Genomic DNA, 21,193 nt, shown 5'->3' with positions numbered 1-21,193 from the left:
CTGTCGATCATGGGAGCCAGATGATGGCAGCGATGAGGACCCCGCTGGGTCGGTAGCGGAATGCCCGTTTGGCGTATCGGGTGGCCAGGTGACGCCCCTGGGCAGGCGATCGGCGATACGGTCACGTCGACCGCCGGCGACAAGCAGGCCACGGCACGGTGGGTGGTGAGCCTGTTTCCTGCACCAGCTCGCGGAGAGCTACCTCGTTCCAGCAAGGAGACGACAGTGCGGATTTTCGTCGCGGGGGAACAGGGGTCTTGGGTCGGCCCCTCGTTGAGGCGCTGGTGGACCGGGGTCACGAGGTCACGGCCAGCACCCACCGGAGTGAGAACTTCTCCGTCATAGACGCACTCGGGGCGCGGCCGGCATTGATGGACCGGCTGGACGAGGCTGCGGTGCGTCAGGCGGTCCTCGAGGCCGAACCGGAGGTGATCATCAACGAGATCACAGCGCTGTCCGCGCCGTCTCGTGACTACGGGAAGTGGCTGGAGGTGACCAACCGGCTGCGGAGCGAGGGAACGAAGACACTGATGATGGCGGCTCGTGAAGCTGGCACCCGTCGGGTTGTTGCACAGAGCGCCAGCTTCATGACCCAGCCGGTCGGATCGGGGCTCACGGACGAGTCGACGCCGCTGTATCTGGATGCCCCGGAGCCGATCCGAAGCCACATACAGGCGAACATCGCGGCCGAGACACTGGTGTTGGGCACACCGGGGATCGAAGGCGTCGTCCTTCGATACGGCTTTCTCTACGGTGAGGGCACCGCGATCGGGCCGGGTGGAGAATGGGCAACAGGGGTCAAGTCGGGCGACGTGCCGATTGTCGGCGAGGGCGCGGGCCGGTATCCGTTTGTTCACGTCCGCGACGCGGTGTCGGCCACTGTGCAAGCGGTCGACAGGGGAAGCCCCGGTATCTACAACGTCGTGGGGGACGAGCCCGCCCCGCAGGCTGAGTGGCTGCCCTATCTGGCCGAGACCCTGGACGCCCCTCCGCCGCGGCGCGTCTCTGAGGAGGAGGCCGAGGAACAGATCGGCGTTCAAGCCGTGTACTACGGTACCCAGCTCCGCGGCCAGCAACGCCAAGGCCAAGTCCGCGCTGGGGCTGAACCTCGAGTACCCGTCGTGGCGGGCGGGGTTCCGAGAGCTGTTCAGTTGATCGCGCCGTGGGGGTGGGCCGGGAGCCCGGGTCGGGGTCGGCGCGGGGAGAGGAAGGCGGGCGCTGGAGTCAATGAGCCCGCCACCTCCGGCTCGGTAGCCGCCGGACAGCTTCATATGCCGATGACCGGCGAACGGGTGCCTCAACCGCCTCAGCAGTGGCGTGACCTTGCCACCGGATACGCCAAACGGCATTCCTCTACCGACCCAGCCTCGAGGTCTTCCCTGGTCCTGGTCGTCCATCAGCGTGGCCGGTCGGCCCGGCCGATGCCGGCCTGAGGTCGCCAGCAGGCCGGGGCCGGGCCGCCGCGGCCCGCCTGCGGGCCGCCGCCGCTGGCGCATGACAGAATGCTCCAAACTGGGCAAAACCGGCAGGACGGGCGAGCCGATGACGACGAGCAAGGCGGCCGAGCTGGTGCGGAGAGCCGGGGATCCACAGCGGGCTACGTTCCTGGAACTGTTCTTCGACCTGGTGTTTGTCCTCGCGCTCGCTCAGCTCTCGCGCGGCCTGGCTGAGGATCTCGGGTGGAGCGGTACCTTCCGGACGCTGGTGCTGTTGGGGGCCATGTGGTGGGTCTGGTCCAGCACCGCGTGGCTAACCGACCGGACGGACCCGCAACGACCGGTAATCCAGGCGCTGGTCATCGCGACCATGGTCGGCAGCCTGGTGATGGCGGCCGCGGTGCCCGAGGCATTCGGCGACACGGGCCTGATCTTCGCGGGCGCCTACGTCGCCATCCAGCTCGGCCGCGGGCTCGTCCTCGTGGCCGTTCTGCGTGGCCACGAGCTGCAGCGCACCGGCGTGCGCGGGCTGTTCTGGTACGGCCTGTCGGCGCTGCCGTGGATCGCGGGGGCGCTCGTGGACGGTACGGCGCGCGGTGCGTTGTGGGCATTCGCGGTGGTCCTTGACCACACGGCAGGCAGAATCGGCTTCCCCACCCCGGGGGCTGGTCGTACGCCCAGCGAAGACCTTGTGATCTCGGGCGAGCACCTGTCCGAGCGCTACCGGCAGTTCTTCATCATCGCGCTCGGCGAGCTGATCCTGGTTACCGGACTGGCGCTGAGCAGCAGCGGCTTCGCGCCGGACGGGGTCGCCGCGTTCGGCGTGTCGATGGCGACCACCGTGCTGCTGTGGCGGATCTACATATACCGCGCTGGGCAAGTCCTGGCGGAAGCGATTGCCGTGTCTGCAGACCCGGTCCGCCTCGCCCGATCGGCGTCATACGCCCACCTGGCCATGGTGGCCGGCGTGGTCGCTGCAGCCGTCGGCGACGAACTTGTCATCGCCCATCCATTCGGGCACACCCCACCGGCCTGGATCGCCGTCATCCTCGGCGGACCCGCGCTGTACCTGGCCGGGCGTGCCAGCTTCGAGTACGCGGTGTTCGGCCGCGTGTCCCGGTCCCGGCCGATCGGCGTGCTTGTGCTGGCCGCCCTGACACCGGCGATGCTCCCCCTGCCGCCAGTCGTGGTCGCCGCCGCTGCTGCCCTCGTCCTGACCGGGATCGCCATATCCGACGCAGCCCGCGCCCGAGGACGCCCACCCGAGCCGCCCTCACCACCTGGCTAGTGTCCTGAGTCGTTAATTCGGCGGCAGATAGTAGGCTGTGGGAGTGGCTGGTCGTCCGCGTGGTGTGGTGGAACTGACTGATGACGAGCGTGCGTGTCTGATCCGGTGGGCGCGGCGGGGCAAGTCGTCGCAGGCGTTGGCGTTGCGGTCGAAGATCGTCCTGTTGTGCGCCGACGGCCTCGTGAACATCCATGTTGCGGAGCGGTTGGGCGTGTCACGGGACATGGTGGGCAAGTGGCGCAGGCGGTTCCTCGCGCGCCGGTTGGAGGGGCTGGTCGACGAGCCGCGGCCGGGGGCGCCTCGCCGGATCACCGATGACCGGGTCGAGGAGGTGATCGTCAAGACGTTGGAGCAGCAGCCGGCCAACCAGGACAGTCACTGGTCGACGCGGTCGATGGCGAAGGAGACCGGGCTGTCGCAGACGGCGGTGTCGCGGATCTGGCGGGCGTTCGGGCTGAAGCCTCATCTGGTGGACACGTGGAAGCTGTCGGCTGACCCGATGTTCGTGGAGAAGGTCCGTGACGTGGTGGGCCTTTATCTCGATCCGCCGGTCAAGGCGATGGTGCTGTGCGTGGACGAGAAGTCGCAGATGCAGGCCCTGGAACGGACCCGGCCGATGCTGCCGATGATGCCCACGGTCCCCGCCCGGCAGACCCATGACTACGTCCGTCACGGGGTGGCGAGCCTGTTCGCCGCGTTCGACCCCGCCACCGGCCAGGTCATCGGGCAAGTGCACCGCCGGCACCGCCATCAAGAGTTCCTGAAGTTCCTGAAGGTCATCGACGCCAATACCCCCGCCGAGGTGGATCTGCACCTGGTGCTGGACAACTACGCCACCCACAAGACCCCGGCCGTGCAACGCTGGCTGGCCGCGCATCCCCGTTTCCACCTGCACTTCACCCCGACCTCGGCGTCCTGGCTCAACCTCGTCGAGCGGTGGTTCGCCGAACTGACCAACCGCAAGCTGCGCCGATCCAGCCACCGCAGCCTCGCCGACCTCGAAGCCGACGTAGGGGCCTGGATCGAGGCGTGGAACAACGACCCGAAGCCATTCGTCTGGACCCGAACCGCCGACGAGATCCTGAACAGCCTCGCCACATACTGCGGCCGAATTAACGACTCAGGACACTAGTATTCCAACGTCACTTGGTTTCGGCGTTGGGCGTGGCGTGGGCATGAGGACGGCCACCGCGTTGATCATCGATGGTTTGTGAGGACGACCGAAGATCGTGCGATGGCCGTGGGCCACAGCGTAGACCCTGCCGGCTGGCGGGTCATCCTCGATGAGGCGCAGACGCGTGTCGCTGACCGATTCGCCCGCGTGGAGCCGCGTCGGACCGCGGCGGCGTTCGTCGGACCGACACACCGCTGCACACGGCACTTCATTGGCGCAGAGCTATACACCCTGTTCATACTGCAATTTCGCTGATCTTTGAGGTGCCCCCGGCAGGATTCGAACCTGCGACACACGGTTTAGGAAACCGTTGCTCTATCCCCTGAGCTACGAGGGCGCGAGTGCCCAGCTTACCTGCCACCCGATACCAACGAGCGCCCAGGAGTTCCGGTGCTCGTCAAGACCGGAGTGGGTGGCCCGGGCGTGGAAAAGCGGCGGCTGGGTGGGTGGCTCGTGGCCGCTCCGGCCGGCGGTCGTAGGGTGGTGGGATCATGGCAAATCGCCGCACCCACAACCTTCGTGCCGTTCTCGCCGTGCCCGCGTTCCGCCGGCTGCTGGGAGTGCGGCTGGGTGGGCAGTTCTCCGACGGGGTGTTCCAGGCGGCACTGGCCGGCAGCGTGTTGTTCAACCCGGACCGGCAGGCGACCCCGACGGCGATCGCGCTGGCCGCGGCGGTGCTCGTGCTGCCGTACTCGCTGGTGGGGCCATTCGCCGGGGTGTTGTTGGACCGGTGGAGTCGCCGGTCGGTGGTCGTCTGGACGAACCTGCTGCGGGCAGTGCTGGTGCTGCCGATCGCCGCCCTGGTCCTCGCCGGTGACGAGGGCGGGCTGTTCTTCGTCGCGACGCTGGTGGTGATCGGGCTGGGGCGACTGCTGCTGTCCGGCCTGTCGGCGGCGACGCCGCACGTGGTGGCCGACGAGCGCCTCGTCACGGCGAACGCGGTGGCGGGCACGGCCGGATCGGTGGCGTACTCGGTCGGGCTGGGCTGCGCGCTGGCGTTGCTGCGGACCGTCTTCCCCGCCGGGGACAGCGGGTACGGCGCCCTCGCGCTGCTCGCTCCAGCGGGGTACGTGGCCTGCGCCGTGCTGGCCCGGGTCTTCTTCGCCCGAGCGCAGTTGGGTCCGGACGAGGTGGTGCCACACCGTCCGGGCCTGGCGGGTGAGGCGATGGCGGTGTTGCGCGGGATGGTCGACGGGGTGCGGCATCTCGGGTCGGCGCGCGGTGCCGCGTACGCGATGGCGGCGCAGGCCGGATTCCGGGTGCTGTTCGGCGCCCTCGCCCTGGCCTTGCTGCTGCTCTACCGGAGCGCCTTCCGTGCCGACGACCTGACCGGGGTGTCGACGCAGCTGGGGTTGGTGTTCACCGCGGGGGCGGCCGGCGTGCTGACCGCCGCCGCGATCACCCCGCCAGTGTCCCGGCGGATCGGGGGCTGGCGGTGGGTGGCCGCGCTGCTCGCAGCGGTCGCGGTGGCGATGCCGGTGTTCGGGTTGCCCCTTTCGCCCCCGCTGCTGGTGCTGCTCGTGCTGGTGGTCAACATCGCGGGGCACGGCATCAAGATCGTGGTCGACACGATGGTGCAGCACGAGTGCGCCGACGCGTTCCGGGGCCGGGTGTTCGCGGTCAACGACACCGTGTTCAACCTCGCCTACGTGCTCGGCATGGTGGGCGTGTCGGCGGTCCTGCCCGCGGACGGACGATCACCGGCGCTGCTGATCGGCTCCGCCGCCGGCTACGCCTGCCTCGCCGGCGGCTACGCGGTCGCCGCCGGCCGGTGGGCCCGCTCTGTCGGCGACGACATCTCCGAGCCGGGACGCCTGGCGGTGGTCGCGCACCACTGATCCCCCGCAGCGACACCTGTGCCGTCCCGCTGCCATCGAACACCGCCTTCACCAACCGCAACACGAGCACCAGTGCGCGCCCGGGCGGCCCGCCGCCCGTCCAGCGCCTCCTCGTCCGGACCTTCGGAAGCGATCAACGTAGCCCCACCCGCACATCGGGGCATTCCCGCCGCCGATCTGGGAACCACCCGCCGGTGCCCGACCTGACCGCCCCACCCTGGCCGCTGGCCTGGAGTGTCGGCGTGTTCCTGCTCGCCGGTGCGGTCACCGTCGCCGGCAGCGTCCGCCTCGCCGGCCTCGGTGACGCCCTCGCCGACCGTACCGGCTGGGGCGAGGCGCTGTTCGGCGTGCTGTTCTTCGGCATCGTCACCGGCCTGTCCGGCATCATCATGACCGTCGTCGCCGCCGCCACCGACCAGCCCAGCCTCGGCTACAGCAACGCGGTCGGCGGTATCGCCGCCCAGACCACCGCCGTCGCCCTCGCCGACGCCTTCCACCGCCGTGCCAACCTGGAACACGCCGCCGCCTCGCTGTCGAACCTGCTGTCGGGCTGCCTGCTCATCGCCCTGCTCGCCCTCGCCCTGCTGGCCAGCTACATCCCCGAGACCACCATCGCCGGCGTCGACCCGATGTCCGCCGTCCTCGTCGCCGCCTACGTCGGCGGGCTGGTCCTCATCCGCCGCGCCGGCGCCCAACCCATGTGGCAGGCCATCGCCACCGCCGAAACCCGACCCGACGTCCCGCACAACGAAAACCCGCTCAACCGGCATCCGCTCAGGTGGTTGTGGAGTCGCTTCACCGTGATCGGGCTACTGGTCGCCGCCGGCGGGTGGCTCGTCGCTCGCGCCGCCGAAAGCCTTGTCGAAGTCACCGGACTCACCGCCGGATTCGTCGGCGGGGTGCTCATGGGCGTCGTCAACGCCCTCCCGGAAACCGTCACCGCGATCGCCGCCGTACGCCGCGGCGCGCCCACCCTCGCCATCGCCGCCGTCCTCGGCGGCAACATCCTCGACGTGCTCACCCTCGTCGCCGGGGACCTCGCCTACCGGCACGGGTCGATCTACCACACCGCCGGGAGCCAGGAACTGCTCGCCACGACCACCAGCCTGTTCATGGCCACCACCCTGCTCGGCGGCCTGCTCATCCGCCAGACCTGCGGCTGGGGCCGCCTCGGCTTCGAAGGCGTCCTGCTCCTGGCCAGCTACGCCGCCATGACCGCCATCCTCGCCCTGTAGCGCGGGCAACGCCCGCGAGAGGTCATGGACGCGCCGCAACCGCAGCTGCGACAGCGCCCACGGGAGTGCGGGAGGACATTCATGCCGCGGTCGTTGGCGCGGCTTCCCGCCCGTGTCCGCAGACGTCGGTTCGACCCCAGCGGCCACGGACGTCCAGCAGCCCGAGCCAACCGATCTTGGGCGGTAGCACCGGGTTGACGGTCAACCGGTCACCATACGGCTCCAGGCCGAGCATCGTCCGCAGCAACAGCAGCGGAGCGCCAGTGGAGTAGGCCTGCGGGCTGGACGCAGCCGGGTACGGGACCGGGTACTTGGTCAACCGCCGTTCGTAGCCGCCGAAGGCCTCGGGCAGCCGACCGTCGAAGAACTGGGCCGCATCGAGGAGGCCCTCGGCGATCCGCGCCGCCTCCGGTTGCCGGTTGTAGCGCGTGAGTCCCCAGGCGATGAACGAGTTGTCGAACGGCCAGACCGTGCCGACCTGGTGCCCGATCGGGTTGTACCTTGCCTCGCCCACAGCCAGCGTGCGCACCCCCCAGCCGGAGTACAGGCGCGGTCCGAGCAGGTGTTGCGCCACCTTTCCGGCTCGGGACTGGTCGACGATGCCGCTCCACAGCAGGTGCCCCATGTTGGACGCCAGCGCGTCCACCTGCCCGCCGTCGGCATCGAGCGCGAGCGCGTAGTATTCCCCGTCCGCTATCCAGAAGTCGCGGTTGAAACGCTGCCTGAGGTCGGCCGCGTCCCGCTCCAGCCGGTCGGCCAACCCGGGGTCAGACCAGAACTGACGGGCGAGGCGGGCGCCGCGCAGCTTCGCGTCGTACGCGTAGCCCTGCAGTTCGCAGGTCGCGCGGGGCAGGCCGGGCAGCCGGCCGTCTCGGTAGGAGATCGCCTCTCGTGATTCCTTCCACGACTGGTTGACCAGGCCGGTCGTCTCGTTGCGGCTCAAATACCAGAGGTAGCCGTCCTCCATGACGTTGCCGTAGCTGTCGATCCAGTCCAGGGCGGCTCGCGCCTCGCACTCGAGCAGGCGCACCAGGGCGGCGTCGCCGGTCCAGCGCTCGTACTCGTCGAGCAGGATCACAAAGAGCGGGGTGGTGTCGGCGCTGCCGTAGTACGGCGAGTGGGGCCGCTCCTCGAACGCGGAGGTCTCGCCGTAGCGGAACTCGCGCATGATCTTGCCCGGCTCCTCGTCACGGAAGTCGTCCAGCCGGGTGCCCTGCAGCGCCCCGAGCACGCGCAGCGTCGTGACGGCGAACTCGGGGGCGAACGGCAGCACCTGCAAACTGGTGAGAAGGCTCTCCCGGCCGACGATCGTCATCGACCAGGGCACGCCGCCCGCGGGCAGGTATCCCGTGGGGAACGTCATGGGGGAATGTCGTAGCGCGGCGAGGTCGACCAGGCTGCGCCGATAGGTCGTCGACATCGGCGCCCAGTCGCAGCTCAACTGGGGCATCCGGGCGAGCCATTGGTCGAGGTCCTGCTCGATCTCCGCCTTTTTCCGCGAATGGAAGCCCTGGACACTCTGGCGGAAGTCGCGCTCGTGCGGCCCGATAACCACGGCGTCGACATGCAGGTCCGCGATCCACTGCCCGTTGGGTTCGACGCGGACCGAGTACGTCAGTCCATGCTCGTCGATCCGGGCCGGCGCGCTCGTCGAGACGATCGTCTCGCGGCGGAAGTTCTTCCGTCGGTAGCCGAGCCGCAGGCTCTTCTCCTCGACCTCCGCGTAGTGCTGTCCCACCCGTGCCCCGTCGCCCTGCTCCCGCAGAGCGATGATCTCGACCGCGTCGGCGAAGTCGCTGCCGACCTCCAGTCGAATGGTGAAGTCGATCGCCTCGTCGTCGTAGTTGAATACGGTCAACCGTTCAGCCATGCTGCGGCCCACGTAGCGCTCACGGACGACCGAGACCTTCGCCTCCACGTAGTGCGTCCGGGCACCGGGCACCAGCAACAGGCGCGTCTCGAAGTACTTGCTGTCGTCGACCGCCATCGCCTGCATCCGCTCACCGTTGACGGTCAACTGCCACCTGGACAGGAAGCGGGTGTCGAAGGAGAACAGCCCGTGCTCGGCCGAAATCGAGGAGTCCAGATCGCCCCGGTCGTCGCTGATCAGGAACGTGTTCCCGTCCAGGATCTTGATGAGGCCACTCTTCATGGCTGCCGCCTCCGTTCGCGCGCCACGTCCCGCGGATCTCGCGCCCCCGGTGGCCCAGGAAGCAGCCGCTCGAACATGATGAACAGCGAGAGCTTTCCCTCGACCCGTATGTCGTTGCGCACCATCGCCGTCAACGGCTTGGCCTCACCGGCCACAACCCGCCCGAAAAAGTCGCGATCGGAGTAGAGGACGCAGTCGGCGTCGCGCGCCTCCCGGGACACGCTCAGGTCCCCGCCGTCGATCGCCAGCACCCAATGTTCGACTTGCTCCCCACACGCCAGGTCGAAACGCATAATGCCGCTGCGCTTCTCAAGCCGACGTTCGTGCCCACGCCGGTAGAGCCCGTCGAAAAACTCCGCTATCGGATCCGTCATGAAACACCTACCCCGAGGTGCAGGGTCGCGCGGACTGGTGGGTGCTGGCATCACCCCCGGAGGATGAACTTCATTGCCGCACGGCCTTAGTCGCTGGTGAGGATGTCGTACGTACCGGCCACCCGCATCTGCCGCGCCACGAATTCGCTGGGGTGGCGCACCACGAACGAGATACCGAGCCGCCGCGCGTCGCGGTACGCGGCAAGGAGGGTGTTCAGACCCGTCGAATCGAGAAAGGTCACGTGCAACATGTCCACGACGAGCCGTGGTGGTCGGCGGCGGGTGACCTCGTCCACGAGGGCGGAAAGCAATGCATCGCAGACCGAGACGTCGATTTCGCCGCGGAGGGCGACCACTGTTGTACCGTCCGCCAGAACGGACGTACTGATGGTCAGGTTACCCACGGGTCGCGTGCTCTTTCCCCTGAAGCAGGCTCCTCGACCCGCCTGTTTTTCACACCATAGCCTCCGCAGCGGCCGCGCCACCCGGTTCCGCGCGTGGTTTGCCTGGCGCGGGGCACGGGAAGGCAGGCAGTTCCGACGGGAGCTGTCCGGTTCCCACAGCAGACACGGGGAGGTCGACATGGCCGAACGCAAGGAACTTCACGACCTGCGCCAGCAGGGCCACCAGGCCGGCATCGGCGGCAGCTCGAAAATGACCGAGCCCCAGCTGCGCGAAGCCCTCAAGCAGGTCGGCAAGGGGGCCGACCCCCAGAGGGCGAAGCAGGAGGCCAAGGCCAGACGGTGACGCCCAGCACCGACGCCAGCACCCGACCGGGTGCTGGCGTCGGTGCCTGGCCAGTTGACGGTGAGCAGCGGGTCGCGGCCGCGCCGCGGACGAAATTCGGTTTGTGAGAGACGTGGCGAGGCCTAGCCTGGCGGCACGTCCGTCCCGATGAGCCGAAGAGGGTGTTTCTGTGCTGGTGCCGAGCGTGCTGATCCGAGCGGATCAGCGTCAGCCCCACCTCACCCCTGCTTCGACCGTCGGGAGTCACCGCCGTGGATCTGCCACGTAGCTTCGTCATCCGCGAGGGCGACCTTCGCATCCTCAACCCGTTCGACGCAGAGAAGTTGGCCGCCCTTGGGCGGGCCGTCAAGCTACGCCCCGGCACGTCGATCCTCGACCTGTGCAGCGGCAAGGGCGAGCTGCTCTGCACCTGGGCGCGCGACCACGGCACTGTCGGCACCGGGGTGGACATCAGCACCGCCTTCACCGCCGCCGCGCGGGAGCGGGCCGCCGCCCTCGGGGTGGCCGACCAGGTCCGCTTCGTGCACGGCGACGCCGCGGTGTTCGTAGCCGATCAGCCCGTCGACCTGGCCGCGTGTGTCGGCGCGACCTGGATCGGCGGCGGCGTTCCCGGCACCCTCGAGATCCTCGAACGCAGCCTGCGCCCCGGCGGCATGCTGCTCGTCGGGGAGCCGTACTGGCGGCTGGACCCGCCGGACCAGGAGACCGTCGCGGCGTGCCACGCTCGGTCGAGGGACGAGTTCCGGGACCTGCCGGGGCTGGTGGGGATCTTCCAGGAATGCGGCTGGGACCTGGTGGAGATGGTCCTCGCCGACCAGGACAGCTGGGACCGGTACGCGGCCGCGCACTGGCTGAACCTCCGCCGCTGGCTGGACGACAACCCTGACGACGAACTCGCCGGCGAGCTGCGCCGGGAGCTGACCGAGGACCCGGTTCGCCACGTCCGCTACCAGCGGGAGTATCTCGGCTGGGGGGTCTTCGCGCTGATGCGGCGCTGACACCCACCGTGTCGCCCGCTGTCCGGAATGGACGGATAACGTGGGATGGTTCCGCTCAGCGGACGGCTGCGCAGGGTAGAGCAGGACCATGGGACAGCTGCGCACGTCGCCGCCACCTCCGCGGGCCACCGAACTCGAGACGTGGCAGCTCGGCACCGCCAAGGAACTGCGCGGCCTGCGGGCCTCGCTGCGCGCGGCGTTGAACCGGTACGGCCTGGTCCAGGGCACATCTGGGCCTCGTTCCCCCGCTGACCGGTGCACCGGCATCTGGGGTCGGCGGTGCAGGCCGCCTTCCCGCCGGGCACGCCCACCCACATCGATATCCGTCTCTCGCGGCGCCCGGTGGTGCACGCAGGAGCGCGGACGCCGGGCCCGGTCGGTTGCCCCGGCGGGGACGGAATCCCGGCCGATCATCGGCCGTGAGGGCGCTCACGGGTCGTCGCGCCCGGCATGCCGGTAGCGTTCCGGCGGGTGAGCGGCCCGCCGCCCGGGGAACACGCCGGTCGCCCGCACCGGAGCGACCGTGGAGAGGGGAAACCGCCCGTGCCGGACGCCGAGGACCTGGTCGCCGACGCCCTCGCGGCGGCGCGCGGCACCGACGTACGCGAAGCGGAGCGGGCGCTGGACCGGCTCGTGATCGGCGCCGGCCCGGCGGTGGACGCCGCCCTCCTCGCCCGCCTGGTCCGCGGCATCGGCCGCCTCTGGCCGCGCGGCTGGCAGCCGGTCGACCTGGACCGGATCGCCACCCGGCGGCTCGACCCGCGCGCCGCCCGGCTGGTCGGGGACGCGGTGGCTGCCCAGCGACGCGACCAGCCCGGCCCGGTGCCGCAGTGGTTCGACGACCAACTCCGCGAGCTGGACGCCCGGTGGGACGGCGACGCCGGCTGGCTGGGCCGATGGGCGACCCGGGAGGGGGTGGACCGGATCACCGCGCTGCGCGACGCGGTCGACGCCCTCGTCCTGGTCGAGGGGCTGCCGCCGATCGCGGTGCTCCGCCCGCCCCCGGGCGGTCCGGCCGCCGCCCCGCGGGTCACCGCCCCGGCGTCCGGGTCCCGGATGCTGGACCGGGTCCGGGCGCTGCTGGCCAAGGCGGAGTCGACCACCTTCCCGGCGGAGGCGGAGGCGTTGACCGGCAAGGCCCAGGAGCTGATGGCCCGGCACAGCATCGACCGGGCGCTGCTCGACGCGACAGCCGAGCGGCCCGACCAGCCGGGCGGCATCCGGCTGAGCACCGACGCCCCGTACGCGGCGGCGAAGGCACTACTGGTGCAGGAGGTGGCGGCGGCCAACCGGTGCGAGTCGGTCTGGTCCGACGACCTCGGCTTCGCCACCGTGCTCGGCTTCCCCGCGGACCTGGCGGCGGTCGATCTGCTGCACACCTCCCTGCTGGTGCAGGCCACCGCCGCCATGCTGCGCGGTCGGGGCGAGCGGCGGACGAAGGTCGCCGGTCGGCGCACCCGCGGGTACGACGAATCCTTCCTGAACGCCTTCGCGCTGCGGATCGGCGAACGCCTCCGGGCCGCCACCGAGGCGGCGAACCAGGAGGCCGCGGCGGAGCGGGGCAACGACCGGCTGCTCCCGGTGCTGGCGGCCCGTTCGGACGCGGTTCGGGAGCGCCTGGACTCGCTCTTTCCCGGGGTGACCCGGGAGCGGCTCACCGTCCGCGACGCCGAGGGCTGGGCTTCCGGCACCTCGGCCGCCGACCGGGCCTCCCTCGACGCCGGCGGCTCCGCCCGCAAGCCGGTACGCCGGGGCCGGTGACCCCCTTTTTCGGAGTTGCTCGGGCGAGGATGTCGGGAACGGCGCCTCGGCTCCGACCCGTCACCGAGAGGCGCCGCAGCCGTGGCCCATACCGCGAGGAGTGCACCGTGAAGTACATGCTGCTGATCTGGAACCGTCCTGGCTTCGTAGCGGAGCTGTCCGAGCAGGAGCGGAACGCCCTGTTCGGCGAGGTCGACGAGATCATGAAGGAGCTCACCGAGTCCGGGGAGCTGGTCGGCGGCCAGGCGCTGGCCGACCCGTCGCAGACCCGTACCGTCCGGTCCGTCGGCGGGCGGGCGGAGATCACCGATGGCCCGTTCATGGAGAGCAAGGAACAGTTCGCCGGCTACCTGATGGTCGACTGCGACAGCTCGGACCGGGCCGCCGAGATCGCCGCGCGCTGGCCGGATGTCCGGATGGGCTTCGGTGTGCTGGAGGTGCGGCCGGTGATGGACGAGGCCGGGACGGAGATGTGACCGGTGGCGACCGGAGTGTCGAGGACCTGCTGCGCGACCTGGCGCCGCAGGTCCTCGGCGTCCTCGTCCGACGGCACGGCCAGTTCTACGCCTGCGAGGACGCCGTCCAGGAGGCGCTGCTCGCCGCGGCCGTGCAGTGGCCGGAGCAGGGCCTGCCGGAGCACCCGCGCTCGTGGCTGGTCACCGTGGCGAGCCGCCGGCTGACCGACGAGTGGCGCAGCGAGCGGGCCCGCCGGGACCGGGAGGTCGCGGTGGCGGTCCGGGAGCCGGCGTACGCGACGGTGGCGCCGCCCGCCGACGAGGAGCCGCCCACCGGGGACGACACGCTGAAGCTGCTCTTCCTCTGCTGTCATCCGGCGCTGACTGTCTCCGCCCAGGTCGCGCTGACCCTGCGCGCGGTCGGCGGTTTGAGCACCGCGCAGATCGCCCGGGCGTACCTGGTGCCGGAGGCCACGATGAGCCAGCGGATCCGCCGGGCCAAGCAGCGGATCGAGGCGGCCGGGGCCCGCTTCGTCATGCCCTCGCCGGGCGAACGCGACGAGCGGTTGCACGCCGTGCGGCACGTGCTCTATCTGATCTTCAACGAGGGCTACACCGCGTCCAGCGGCGCCGACCTGCACCGCGCCGAGCTGACCGGGGAGGCCATCCGGCTGGCTCGGGAACTTCACCGGCTGCTCCCCGACGACGGCGAGGTGACCGGGCTGGTGGCGCTGATGCTGCTCACCGACGCCCACCGGGCCGCCCGGACCGGGCCGACGGGCGAGCTGATTCCGCTGGCCGAGCAGGACCGCAGCCGCTGGGACCGGGGCGCGATCGAGGAGGGGATCGCCCTGGTGACCGAGGCGCTGACCTGGTCGCCGCCGGGCCCGTACCAGCTGCAGGCGGCGATCGCCGCGGTGCACGCCGAGGCGCCGTCGGCGGCGGAGACCGACTGGCGACAGATCGTCGCGCTCTACCGGCTGCTCGCCCGGGTCGCGCCGAACCCCATGGTCACCCTCAACCAGGCCGCCGCGGTGGCCATGGTCGACGGTCCCCGCGCCGGACTCGCGCTGCTGGCGCCGCTGGACTCCGACGAGCGGACGGCCGGGCACCACCGCCTCGCCGCCGTCCGCGCCCACCTGCTCGAGCTGGCCGGCGACCAGGAGGCGGCGCGGGCCGCATACCTGACCGCCGCCCGGGGCACCACCAGCCTGCCGGAGCGGCGCTATCTGGAGGTACGCGCCGCCCGGCTGAGCGTCCACCGATGAGTTCACCCGCCGAGGAGAGTCCACCGGACATGGGAACCGTGAGCAGTCAGATGTCGATGTCGCTGGACGGGTTCGTGGCGGCGCCGGGCCAGAGCCGACAGGATCCGCTGGGCCGGGGAGGCCTGCGGCTCCACGACTGGTTATTCGCCACCGAGAGTTGGCGCGCCCAGCACGGGCAGGTCGGCGGTGAGCGCAACGCGGACGCCGACGTGGTCGACGAGATGACCCGGGACATCGGGGCGTACGTGATGGGGCGCCGGATGTTCGGCGGCGGCGACGGGCCGTGGGACGAGAGCTGGACCGGCTGGTGGGGGGACGACCCACCGTTCCACGTCCCGGTCTTCGTGCTGACCCACCATCCCCGGGAGTCGCTGAGCATGCGCGGCGGCACGCAGTTCCACTTCGTCACCGAGGGGATCGAGGGCGCGCTCGAGCGGGCCCGGGCGGTGGCGGGCGACCGGGAGGTCTCCGTCTCGGGTGGGGCGAGCGCGGTGCGGCAATACCTCGCGGCCGGGCTGCTGGACACGCTCTGGCTGCACCTGGTGCCGATCGTCCTGGGTGGCGGCACCCGGCTCTTCGACGGTGTGGGCGAGGTACGGCTGGAGCCGGTGAAGGTGGTCGCGGCGCCGACCGTCACCCACGTCAAGTACCGGGTGCTGCGCTGATCGGAACAGCGGGCGAGAGTGGACGGACGCCGGTCAGACGCGGCACTCCTTGGCGAGCCGTTGGGGGATGCCGACGAACGTCGAGTTCAGCCACTTGACCGGGCTGGAGGACTCGGCGCCGGTGTCGATCCGGTCGGCCGTCTCGCCGATCAGCGCCTTGATCTGCGGGTCCTGCGCCCGGGCGGCCTGCCCGCGTACCTCGTCGGCCAGGTCGGCGAGGTTGCCCTTGAGCTGGGCGTTGACCTGTTCCGGGGTCAGCTGCCGGCGGGTGGCCGCGGCGGAGTCCTGGACGATCTCCTGACTGCCCGCGATGATCAGCTTGTCCACGGCGGCGCACACGGCCGCGGTGTTCGCCGCCGTCACCGGGGACGGCGAGGCGGAGGGGGTCGGAACGGCCTCGGCGGAGGCGCTCGGTGCGGCGAAGGTGCCGGCCGGTGACGAGTTCTCCTCGTCCGTCGGCTGACAGCCTGCGCCGAGCAGGGTGAGCGCCCCCAGAGCGGCGACCCGGATCACTGTTGTACCGGACATCGTTCTCCCGTGGAGTCGTCGGCCGTCGACGGACGGCCGTGGTCGAGCTGGGCGTGGCTCCGGCGCTGCCGCGCCGCGCGCCCCGGGAAGAACGAGCGGCGACAGGTCGTCCAGCCTACGAGATGGCGCTTCAGCGGCACACGCGCGCCCGGGCGAGGGCTGCCCTGGGCGCGCGGCGCCGGGCCGGCTCCTGCCGGCCCGGCGTGGGCAAGCCGTAGGTCAGCTCTTGAAGGCGTCCTTGACCTTCTCGCCAGCCTGCTTGAGGTTGGCGTTGGCCTGCTCATTACGGCCCTCGGCCTCGATCCGCTCGTCGTCGGTGGCCCGGCCCAGGCCCTCCTTGATCTTGCCGGCGGCGTTCTCCGACGCGTTGTCGATCTTGTCATCGATACCCATTGGAACCTCCACTCAGCAGCTTCGTTACCGCCGTGGATGTACCCCGCCGTCCGGTTGCTCAACCGTCTGTCACCAGTGGTGCTCACCGACGGTGATGCCCGTGCCGCCGCTCCGGTCCGGACAGTGCCGCCGGCCCCGGAGGTACCGGGGCCGGCGGCGTCGTCGTCGGATCAGCCGACCGGGCGGAAGCGGCGCAGCCGGAGGCTGTTGGCCACCACGAAGACCGACGAGAAGGCCATCGCGGCGCCGGCGATCATCGGGTTGAGCAGGCCGGCGGCGGCCAGCGGCAGGGCCGCCACGTTGTAGGCGAAGGCCCAGAACAGGTTGCCCTTGATGGTCCCGAGGGTCCGCCGGGAGAGCCGGATGGCGTCCACCGCGGCCATCAGGTCGCCCCGGACCAGGGTCAGGTCGGACGCCTCGATCGCCACGTCGGTGCCGGTGCCCATGGCCAGCCCCAGGTCGGCCTGGGCCAGCGCAGCGGCGTCGTTGATGCCGTCGCCGACCATCGCCACGGTCCGCCCCTCGCCCTGGAGCCGCTTGACCACGTCCACCTTGTCGGCCGGCAGCACCTCGGCGATCACCTCGTCGATGCCGACCTCGGCGGCCACCGCCCGGGCGACCGTGGCGTTGTCGCCGGTGAGCAGCACCGGGGTCAGCCCCAGCTCGCGCAGCCGCGCGACCGCGGCCCGGCTGCTCGGCTTGACCACGTCGGCCACCGCGAGGACGCCGCGGACCCGGCCGTCCCAGCCGGCGAGCACCGCCGTCCGCCCGGCGGCCTCCGCGTCGGTCACCGCCCGCTCGATCTCCTCGGGTACGTCGAGACCCCGCTCCCGCAGCAGCCGGAGCCGACCGACCACCAGCTCCCGCCCGTCGACCGTGCCGGTCACGCCGAGCCCCTCGAGGTTGGCGAACCCGGTCACCGCCGGCAGGGCACCCGCCTCGGCCGCGCCGGCGGCGATCGCCTGGGCGATCGGGTGCTCCGAGGCGGCCTCCAGCGCGCCGGCCAGCCGCAGCAGCTCGTCGGCATCCTGGCCGGCGGCGGGAAGCACGTCGACCAGGGTCATCTTGCCGGTGGTGACGGTGCCGGTCTTGTCCAGCACCACGGTGTCCACCTGACGGGTGGACTCCAGCACCTCCGGGCCCTTGATCAGGATGCCGAGCTGGGCGCCTCGGCCCGTGCCGACCAGCAGCGCGGTCGGGGTGGCCAGGCCGAGGGCGCAGGGGCAGGCGATGATCAGCACGGCCACCGCCGCGGTGAAGGCGGCGGTCGGCCCCGCTCCGGCTCCGAGCCACCAGCCGAGCGTGCCGGCGGCGAGAGCGATCACGATCGGGACGAAGACTCCGGAGATCCGGTCGGCGAGCCGCTGCACGGCCGCCTTGCCGGTCTGCGCCTGCTCGACCAGCTTGGCCATCTGGGCGAGCTGGGTGTCCCCGCCGATCCGGGTGGCCCGGACGACCAGCCGACCGCCGGCGTTGACGGTGGCGCCCACCACCGTGTCGCCCGGCCCGACCTCGACCGGCACCGACTCGCCGGTGAGCATGCTGGCGTCGACCGCCGAGGTGCCCTCCTCGACCACGCCGTCGGTGGCGAGCTTCTCGCCGGGCCGGACCACGAACCGGTCGCCGACGACGAGCCGGTCCACCGGCACCCGGGTCTCCACCCCGCCGCGGAGCACCGCCACGTCCTTGGCGCCCAGCTCGAGCAGGGCGCGGAGGGCGGCGCCGGCGGTCCGCTTGGAGCGGGCCTCGAAGTAGCGGCCGGCGAGGATGAACACCGTCACCCCGGCCGCCGCCTCCAGGTAGATGTTGCCGGCGCCGTCGGTGCGGGTGATGTCGAACCGGAACGGGTGGGTCATCCCCGGCATCCCGGCGTCGCCGAGGAAGAGCGCCCAGAGCGACCAGCCGAACGCGGCCAGCGTGCCCAACGACACCAGGGTGTCCATGGTCGCCGCGCCATGGCGGAGGTTGATCCAGGCGGCCCGGTGGAACGGCAGCCCGCCGTAGCCCACGACCGGGGCGGCGAGGGTCAGCGACAGCCACTGCCAGTAGTCGAACTGCCAGGCCGGCACCATGGCCAGCAGGATCACCGGCACGGCCAGCGCCACCGACACCCACAGCCGGGTACGCAGAGCGCGCAGCTCGTCCACCGGCTCGGCGGTGGCCTCGGTGCCGGCCGCGGTCGGCCGGGGCGGCACGACGGCGGTGTAACCGGTCTTCTCCACCGTGGCGATCAGATCGTCCGGGGTGACCTCGTCGGCGTACCGGACGGTGGCCTTCTCGGTGGCGTAGTTGACCGTGGCGGTCACGCCGTCCATCCGGTTGAGCTTCTTCTCGATCCGGGCGGCGCAGGAGGCGCAGGTCATGCCGCCGATCGCGAGTTCGATCTGGTTCGGCGCGACCGGCAGGGACTTGGCGGTCGATGTCATCGCTGCACCTCCTGTCAATTGTGCCCGTGACCCGGGGTGCCATGACCGGCGTCAGGGGTCGGGGAGCTGGTGGCGGCCGGCGCGCTGGTCGCCGCCGGGACGCCCGGGTCGCCCGTCGGGGCCGGGGAGCCGGCCACGACGGTGAACGCCGCGGTGTGCACGGCATCGCCGTGCCGGAAGTCCAGGAAGAGGCGGTAGCTGCCGGCCGAGGGGATCTCGGCGGCGAAGGTGATCGCCGGCCCGGCCGGGGTCCGCCCGTCGCCGGGGGCGCCGTCCGGGTGCACATGCAGGTACGCCAGGTCGCCCTGTCGCAGCGCAACCAGGTGCCCGTACGCCCCGAGGTAGGGCTGCAGGTCGGTGACCGGCCTGCCGTCTCGGCTCACGGTCAGGGTCAGCTCGGCGGTGCGGCCGGACTGCGGGGCGCCGGTGAGGGTGACTGTGTAGCCGTCGACGGTGGTGCTGGCGGCCGGCTCGGGCAGCGGCCGGGCGTCCAGCGCGCCGGGGACGGTCACGTCGACGCCGAGGGTCAGCGACTCCCCGCCGGTGGGGGTGAAGTCGGCGAACGCCCGCCAGACGCCCGGCCCGGCGAGTGGCGAGGCGACCCGCCAGGTGCCGTCGGCGGCCATCTCCGGGTGCACGTGCCGGAAGCCGGAGAGGTCGCGGCGGGCGACGATCAGGTGCATCCGCTTGTCGTGCTCGATCTCGTACCCGGTGACCGGCCGGCCGTCCGGGCCGGTGATCCGGAAGGCGAACCCTCCGGCCGGGGCGGCCATCGGTTGCATCGTGTAGCCGCGGTCGGAGACGAGCAGTCCGCCGGGCAGGTGGGTGGCGGCGCCGGCCTGGTGGCCACCGTCGGAGTGGCCGGCGTCGGTGGGGTCGTGGCGGGTCTCGGCGGCGGGTGCGACGGGGCCGGCCACCTGGCCGACCCCGTACGCCGCGCCGAACACCGCCGCGAGGCCGAGGGCGAAGCCGCTCAGCTTCGTCGCCGTGTTCATCGTGGTACCTCAGTTCTCCGGTTCGTCGGACCCGTCACGCCCCAACGAGGTCGTACCCGGCCTCGTCCACGGCGGCGCGCACGGTGTCCGTGTCCAACGGGCTCTCACTGGTGACGGTGACCCGGCCGGAGGCCAGGTCCACCTGGACGTCGCTGACGCCCGGGAGCGCGCCGACCTCGGCGCTGACCGAGTTGACGCAGTGCCCGCAGGTCATGCCCTGCACCTGGTACGTGGTGGTGACCATCGCAACTCCCCTCTCGCGGCCATCCTATACCCCCCGGGGTAGCAGGAAGAGAGACCGCTGCCATTGTCGCCACCGTTACCCGGTGGGGGTATCGGCCAGCAGCAAGGACCGTACCATACCCCCGAGGGGTACGCTATCCTGGATTTCATGACCGCACCGACGACCCCCACCCGGGGCTACACGGCCAGCAAGGACCAGCTGCTCGCGCGGCTCCGCCGTATCGAGGGCCAGGTCCGCGGCATCGAGAAGATGGTCGAGGACGACCGTTACTGCATCGACGTGCTGACCCAGATCTCCGCGATCCAGGCCGCCCTCGACAAGGTCGGCCTCGGCCTGCTGGACGGGCACGCCCGGCACTGCATGCACGAGGGCGCCGCCGAGGGGCGCGCCGACGAGATGGCCACCGAGATGATGGCCGCAGTCGGCCGGCTGATGAAGCGCGGCTGACCACCGGCAGCCCGGGCCCGCGTCGCGGGCCCGGGCACCGGCGCGCCGGCCTCAGAGCCGGGCGAGGATCTTGTTCATGGTGTCGATCTCACCCTGCTGAGCGGTGATGATCTGCTGGGCCATCGCCTTGGCGTCCGGGTTGACGCCCTTGGCCACCTCGTCCTTCGCCATGGTGATCGCGCCCTCGTGGTGGGCGATCATCATGGTCAGGAACTGCTTGTCGAAGTCGGTGCCGGACGCCGCCTCCAGCTTGGCCATGTCGGCGTCGGACATCATGCCGGGCATGCCGTGCGCCATCCCCGGCATCCCGTGACCGGTGCCGGCCGACGGGGCCGGCCGGCCCCAGGCGGCGAGCCAGCCGGTCATGGTGGCGATCTCCGGCGCCTGGGCCGCCTTGATCTGCCCGGCCAGCTTCTTGACCTCCGGGTCGGCGGCCCGGGTATCGGCCAGCTCGGCCATCCGCACGGCCTGCCGGTGGTGCGGGATCATCATCTGGGCGAACATCACGTCGGCGTCCCCGAAGGACGCGGAGGCGCCCGCGGAGGGCGCGCCGGTGCCGCCCATGCCCGGCATGTCGTGGCCGGAGCCGGACGTCGAGTGGTCGGAACCGCCGCAGGCGCCCAGCGCGAGCGCGGCGACGGCCGTCACGCCGGCCAGGGCGGCACGACGCGCGATGATGCGAGTGAACACGAAGAAGACCTTTCGGTGTCGGAACGTGCGCAGACGGGATTCAGGACGCGGGTGACCGGACGTTTGCCGTCCACCCGCG

The 21,193-nt window shown here is 71.3% G+C and carries 21 protein-coding genes, 1 tRNA gene and 1 pseudogene; 12 read left to right on the top strand and 11 right to left on the bottom strand.

Going from position 1 to position 21,193, the window contains the following annotated elements; genetic code table 11:
* Positions 1-7: 7 nt before the first annotated feature.
* Positions 8-100: pseudogene (locus GA0070624_RS35590) on the bottom strand (IS5/IS1182 family transposase); the annotation flags it as partial.
* Between the two features lie 58 nt (positions 101-158).
* Here GA0070624_RS35590 and GA0070624_RS07220 point away from each other — a divergent pair.
* Genes GA0070624_RS07220 through GA0070624_RS07210 form a run of 3 tightly spaced genes read left to right on the top strand, consistent with a single transcriptional unit; the run spans position 159 to position 3,856 of the window.
* Positions 159-1,433: an NAD-dependent epimerase/dehydratase family protein gene (locus GA0070624_RS07220; RefSeq protein WP_091337839.1), complete on the top strand. Its 1,275-nt coding sequence runs from the start codon at positions 159-161 to the stop codon at positions 1,431-1,433.
* A complete protein-coding gene (locus GA0070624_RS07215; protein ID WP_245718693.1) occupies positions 1,402-2,724 on the top strand; it encodes a low temperature requirement protein A in 1,323 nt (440 codons plus the stop codon). Before GA0070624_RS07220 ends, GA0070624_RS07215 begins: the two co-directional genes overlap by 32 nt.
* Positions 2,725-2,761: 37 nt before the next feature.
* On the top strand, positions 2,762-3,856 hold the full coding sequence (locus GA0070624_RS07210) for an IS630 family transposase (protein WP_176731618.1): 1,095 nt from the start codon (positions 2,762-2,764) through the stop codon (positions 3,854-3,856).
* 306 nt (positions 3,857-4,162) lie between these two features.
* On the opposite strand, the gene GA0070624_RS07200 is transcribed toward GA0070624_RS07210, so the two are convergent.
* Positions 4,163-4,235: transfer RNA gene (locus tag GA0070624_RS07200), tRNA-Arg, on the bottom strand.
* A gap of 154 nt (positions 4,236-4,389) precedes the next feature.
* On the opposite strand from GA0070624_RS07200, the gene GA0070624_RS07195 reads away from it, so the two are divergent.
* Both GA0070624_RS07195 and GA0070624_RS07190 read left to right on the top strand, forming a co-directional pair.
* Entirely contained in the window at positions 4,390-5,736 is a 1,347-nt protein-coding gene (locus GA0070624_RS07195; protein WP_091337823.1) for an MFS transporter, read from the top strand.
* 194 nt (positions 5,737-5,930) lie between these two features.
* Positions 5,931-6,971, top strand: coding sequence for a sodium:calcium antiporter (locus GA0070624_RS07190; protein ID WP_091337821.1), 1,041 nt, complete (start codon positions 5,931-5,933; stop codon positions 6,969-6,971).
* A 79-nt stretch (positions 6,972-7,050) separates the two neighbouring features.
* On the opposite strand, the gene GA0070624_RS07185 is transcribed toward GA0070624_RS07190, so the two are convergent.
* The 3 genes from GA0070624_RS07185 to GA0070624_RS34610 form a co-directional block, all read right to left on the bottom strand.
* Positions 7,051-9,123, bottom strand: a complete 2,073-nt coding sequence (locus GA0070624_RS07185) for an amylo-alpha-1,6-glucosidase (RefSeq protein ID WP_091337818.1) — start codon at positions 9,121-9,123, stop codon at positions 7,051-7,053.
* On the bottom strand, positions 9,120-9,497 hold the full coding sequence (locus tag GA0070624_RS07180; RefSeq protein ID WP_176731617.1) for an SCP2 sterol-binding domain-containing protein: 378 nt from the start codon (positions 9,495-9,497) through the stop codon (positions 9,120-9,122). Before GA0070624_RS07180 ends, GA0070624_RS07185 begins: the two co-directional genes overlap by 4 nt.
* 86 nt (positions 9,498-9,583) lie before the next feature.
* Positions 9,584-9,901 (bottom strand): STAS domain-containing protein, encoded by a 318-nt coding sequence (locus tag GA0070624_RS34610; RefSeq protein ID WP_176731616.1) that lies wholly within the window; start codon positions 9,899-9,901, stop codon positions 9,584-9,586.
* Positions 9,902-10,079: 178 nt separating this feature from the next.
* Between GA0070624_RS34610 and GA0070624_RS34605 the strand changes: the two genes are divergently transcribed.
* The 6 genes from GA0070624_RS34605 to GA0070624_RS07145 all read left to right on the top strand — a co-directional run bounded on the left by GA0070624_RS34605 (position 10,080) and on the right by GA0070624_RS07145 (position 15,391).
* On the top strand, positions 10,080-10,244 hold the full coding sequence (locus GA0070624_RS34605) for a hypothetical protein (RefSeq protein ID WP_176731615.1): 165 nt from the start codon (positions 10,080-10,082) through the stop codon (positions 10,242-10,244).
* A gap of 251 nt (positions 10,245-10,495) precedes the next feature.
* On the top strand, positions 10,496-11,242 hold the full coding sequence (locus GA0070624_RS07170) for an SAM-dependent methyltransferase (RefSeq protein ID WP_091337810.1): 747 nt from the start codon (positions 10,496-10,498) through the stop codon (positions 11,240-11,242).
* A 543-nt stretch (positions 11,243-11,785) separates the two neighbouring features.
* On the top strand, positions 11,786-13,003 hold the full coding sequence (locus GA0070624_RS07160; protein ID WP_091337807.1) for a DUF2786 domain-containing protein: 1,218 nt from the start codon (positions 11,786-11,788) through the stop codon (positions 13,001-13,003).
* A gap of 116 nt (positions 13,004-13,119) precedes the next feature.
* Entirely contained in the window at positions 13,120-13,479 is a 360-nt protein-coding gene (locus GA0070624_RS07155; RefSeq protein ID WP_245719130.1) for a YciI family protein, read from the top strand.
* Positions 13,476-14,726, top strand: a complete 1,251-nt coding sequence (locus GA0070624_RS07150; RefSeq protein WP_091337799.1) for an RNA polymerase sigma factor — start codon at positions 13,476-13,478, stop codon at positions 14,724-14,726. The genes GA0070624_RS07155 and GA0070624_RS07150 overlap by 4 nt, the downstream gene beginning before the upstream one ends.
* Positions 14,723-15,391, top strand: coding sequence for a dihydrofolate reductase family protein (locus GA0070624_RS07145; RefSeq protein ID WP_245718692.1), 669 nt, complete (start codon positions 14,723-14,725; stop codon positions 15,389-15,391). Before GA0070624_RS07150 ends, GA0070624_RS07145 begins: the two co-directional genes overlap by 4 nt.
* 33 nt (positions 15,392-15,424) lie before the next feature.
* On the opposite strand, the gene GA0070624_RS07140 is transcribed toward GA0070624_RS07145, so the two are convergent.
* The 5 genes from GA0070624_RS07140 to GA0070624_RS07120 form a co-directional block, all read right to left on the bottom strand.
* Positions 15,425-15,919 (bottom strand): hypothetical protein, encoded by a 495-nt coding sequence (locus tag GA0070624_RS07140; protein WP_141714952.1) that lies wholly within the window; start codon positions 15,917-15,919, stop codon positions 15,425-15,427.
* A 219-nt stretch (positions 15,920-16,138) separates the two neighbouring features.
* Positions 16,139-16,312 (bottom strand): CsbD family protein, encoded by a 174-nt coding sequence (locus GA0070624_RS07135; protein WP_091337792.1) that lies wholly within the window; start codon positions 16,310-16,312, stop codon positions 16,139-16,141.
* A 170-nt stretch (positions 16,313-16,482) separates the two neighbouring features.
* Complete coding sequence (locus tag GA0070624_RS07130; protein WP_091337788.1) at positions 16,483-18,738, bottom strand: heavy metal translocating P-type ATPase; 2,256 nt, start codon at positions 18,736-18,738, stop codon at positions 16,483-16,485.
* 14 nt (positions 18,739-18,752) lie between these two features.
* Complete coding sequence (locus GA0070624_RS07125; protein ID WP_091337784.1) at positions 18,753-19,733, bottom strand: hypothetical protein; 981 nt, start codon at positions 19,731-19,733, stop codon at positions 18,753-18,755.
* A 34-nt stretch (positions 19,734-19,767) separates the two neighbouring features.
* Entirely contained in the window at positions 19,768-19,977 is a 210-nt protein-coding gene (locus GA0070624_RS07120; RefSeq protein ID WP_091337781.1) for a heavy-metal-associated domain-containing protein, read from the bottom strand.
* Between the two features lie 147 nt (positions 19,978-20,124).
* Between GA0070624_RS07120 and GA0070624_RS07115 the strand changes: the two genes are divergently transcribed.
* Positions 20,125-20,424 (top strand): metal-sensitive transcriptional regulator, encoded by a 300-nt coding sequence (locus tag GA0070624_RS07115; protein ID WP_046568942.1) that lies wholly within the window; start codon positions 20,125-20,127, stop codon positions 20,422-20,424.
* Between the two features lie 51 nt (positions 20,425-20,475).
* On the opposite strand, the gene GA0070624_RS07110 is transcribed toward GA0070624_RS07115, so the two are convergent.
* Positions 20,476-21,114, bottom strand: a complete 639-nt coding sequence (locus GA0070624_RS07110; RefSeq protein ID WP_176731614.1) for a DUF305 domain-containing protein — start codon at positions 21,112-21,114, stop codon at positions 20,476-20,478.
* Positions 21,115-21,193: the final 79 nt, after the last annotated feature.

This window comes from Micromonospora rhizosphaerae, assembly GCF_900091465.1.
GTDB classification, from domain to species: Bacteria; Actinomycetota; Actinomycetes; order Mycobacteriales; family Micromonosporaceae; genus Micromonospora; species Micromonospora rhizosphaerae.
Note: the sequence above shows the minus strand (reverse complement) of the source record. Positions and strands in the feature narration are given on the sequence as shown.

Excerpts from the sequence above, each read along its gene's own strand:
- GA0070624_RS07195 (WP_091337823.1), top strand. The coding sequence starts at position 4,390 with ATGGCAAATCGCCGCACCCACAACCTTCGTGCCGTTCTCGCCGTGCCC.
- GA0070624_RS07185 (WP_091337818.1), bottom strand. The coding sequence starts at position 9,123 with ATGAAGAGTGGCCTCATCAAGATCCTGGACGGGAACACGTTCCTGATC.
- GA0070624_RS07180 (WP_176731617.1), bottom strand. The coding sequence starts at position 9,497 with ATGACGGATCCGATAGCGGAGTTTTTCGACGGGCTCTACCGGCGTGGG.
- GA0070624_RS34605 (WP_176731615.1), top strand. The coding sequence starts at position 10,080 with ATGGCCGAACGCAAGGAACTTCACGACCTGCGCCAGCAGGGCCACCAG.
- GA0070624_RS07155 (WP_245719130.1), top strand. The coding sequence starts at position 13,120 with ATGCTGCTGATCTGGAACCGTCCTGGCTTCGTAGCGGAGCTGTCCGAG.
- GA0070624_RS07145 (WP_245718692.1), top strand. The coding sequence starts at position 14,723 with ATGAGTTCACCCGCCGAGGAGAGTCCACCGGACATGGGAACCGTGAGC.
- GA0070624_RS07140 (WP_141714952.1), bottom strand. The coding sequence starts at position 15,919 with ATGTCCGGTACAACAGTGATCCGGGTCGCCGCTCTGGGGGCGCTCACC.
- GA0070624_RS07135 (WP_091337792.1), bottom strand. The coding sequence starts at position 16,312 with ATGGGTATCGATGACAAGATCGACAACGCGTCGGAGAACGCCGCCGGC.
- GA0070624_RS07130 (WP_091337788.1), bottom strand. The coding sequence starts at position 18,738 with ATGACATCGACCGCCAAGTCCCTGCCGGTCGCGCCGAACCAGATCGAA.
- GA0070624_RS07125 (WP_091337784.1), bottom strand. The coding sequence starts at position 19,733 with ATGAACACGGCGACGAAGCTGAGCGGCTTCGCCCTCGGCCTCGCGGCG.
- GA0070624_RS07120 (WP_091337781.1), bottom strand. The coding sequence starts at position 19,977 with ATGGTCACCACCACGTACCAGGTGCAGGGCATGACCTGCGGGCACTGC.
- GA0070624_RS07115 (WP_046568942.1), top strand. The coding sequence starts at position 20,125 with ATGACCGCACCGACGACCCCCACCCGGGGCTACACGGCCAGCAAGGAC.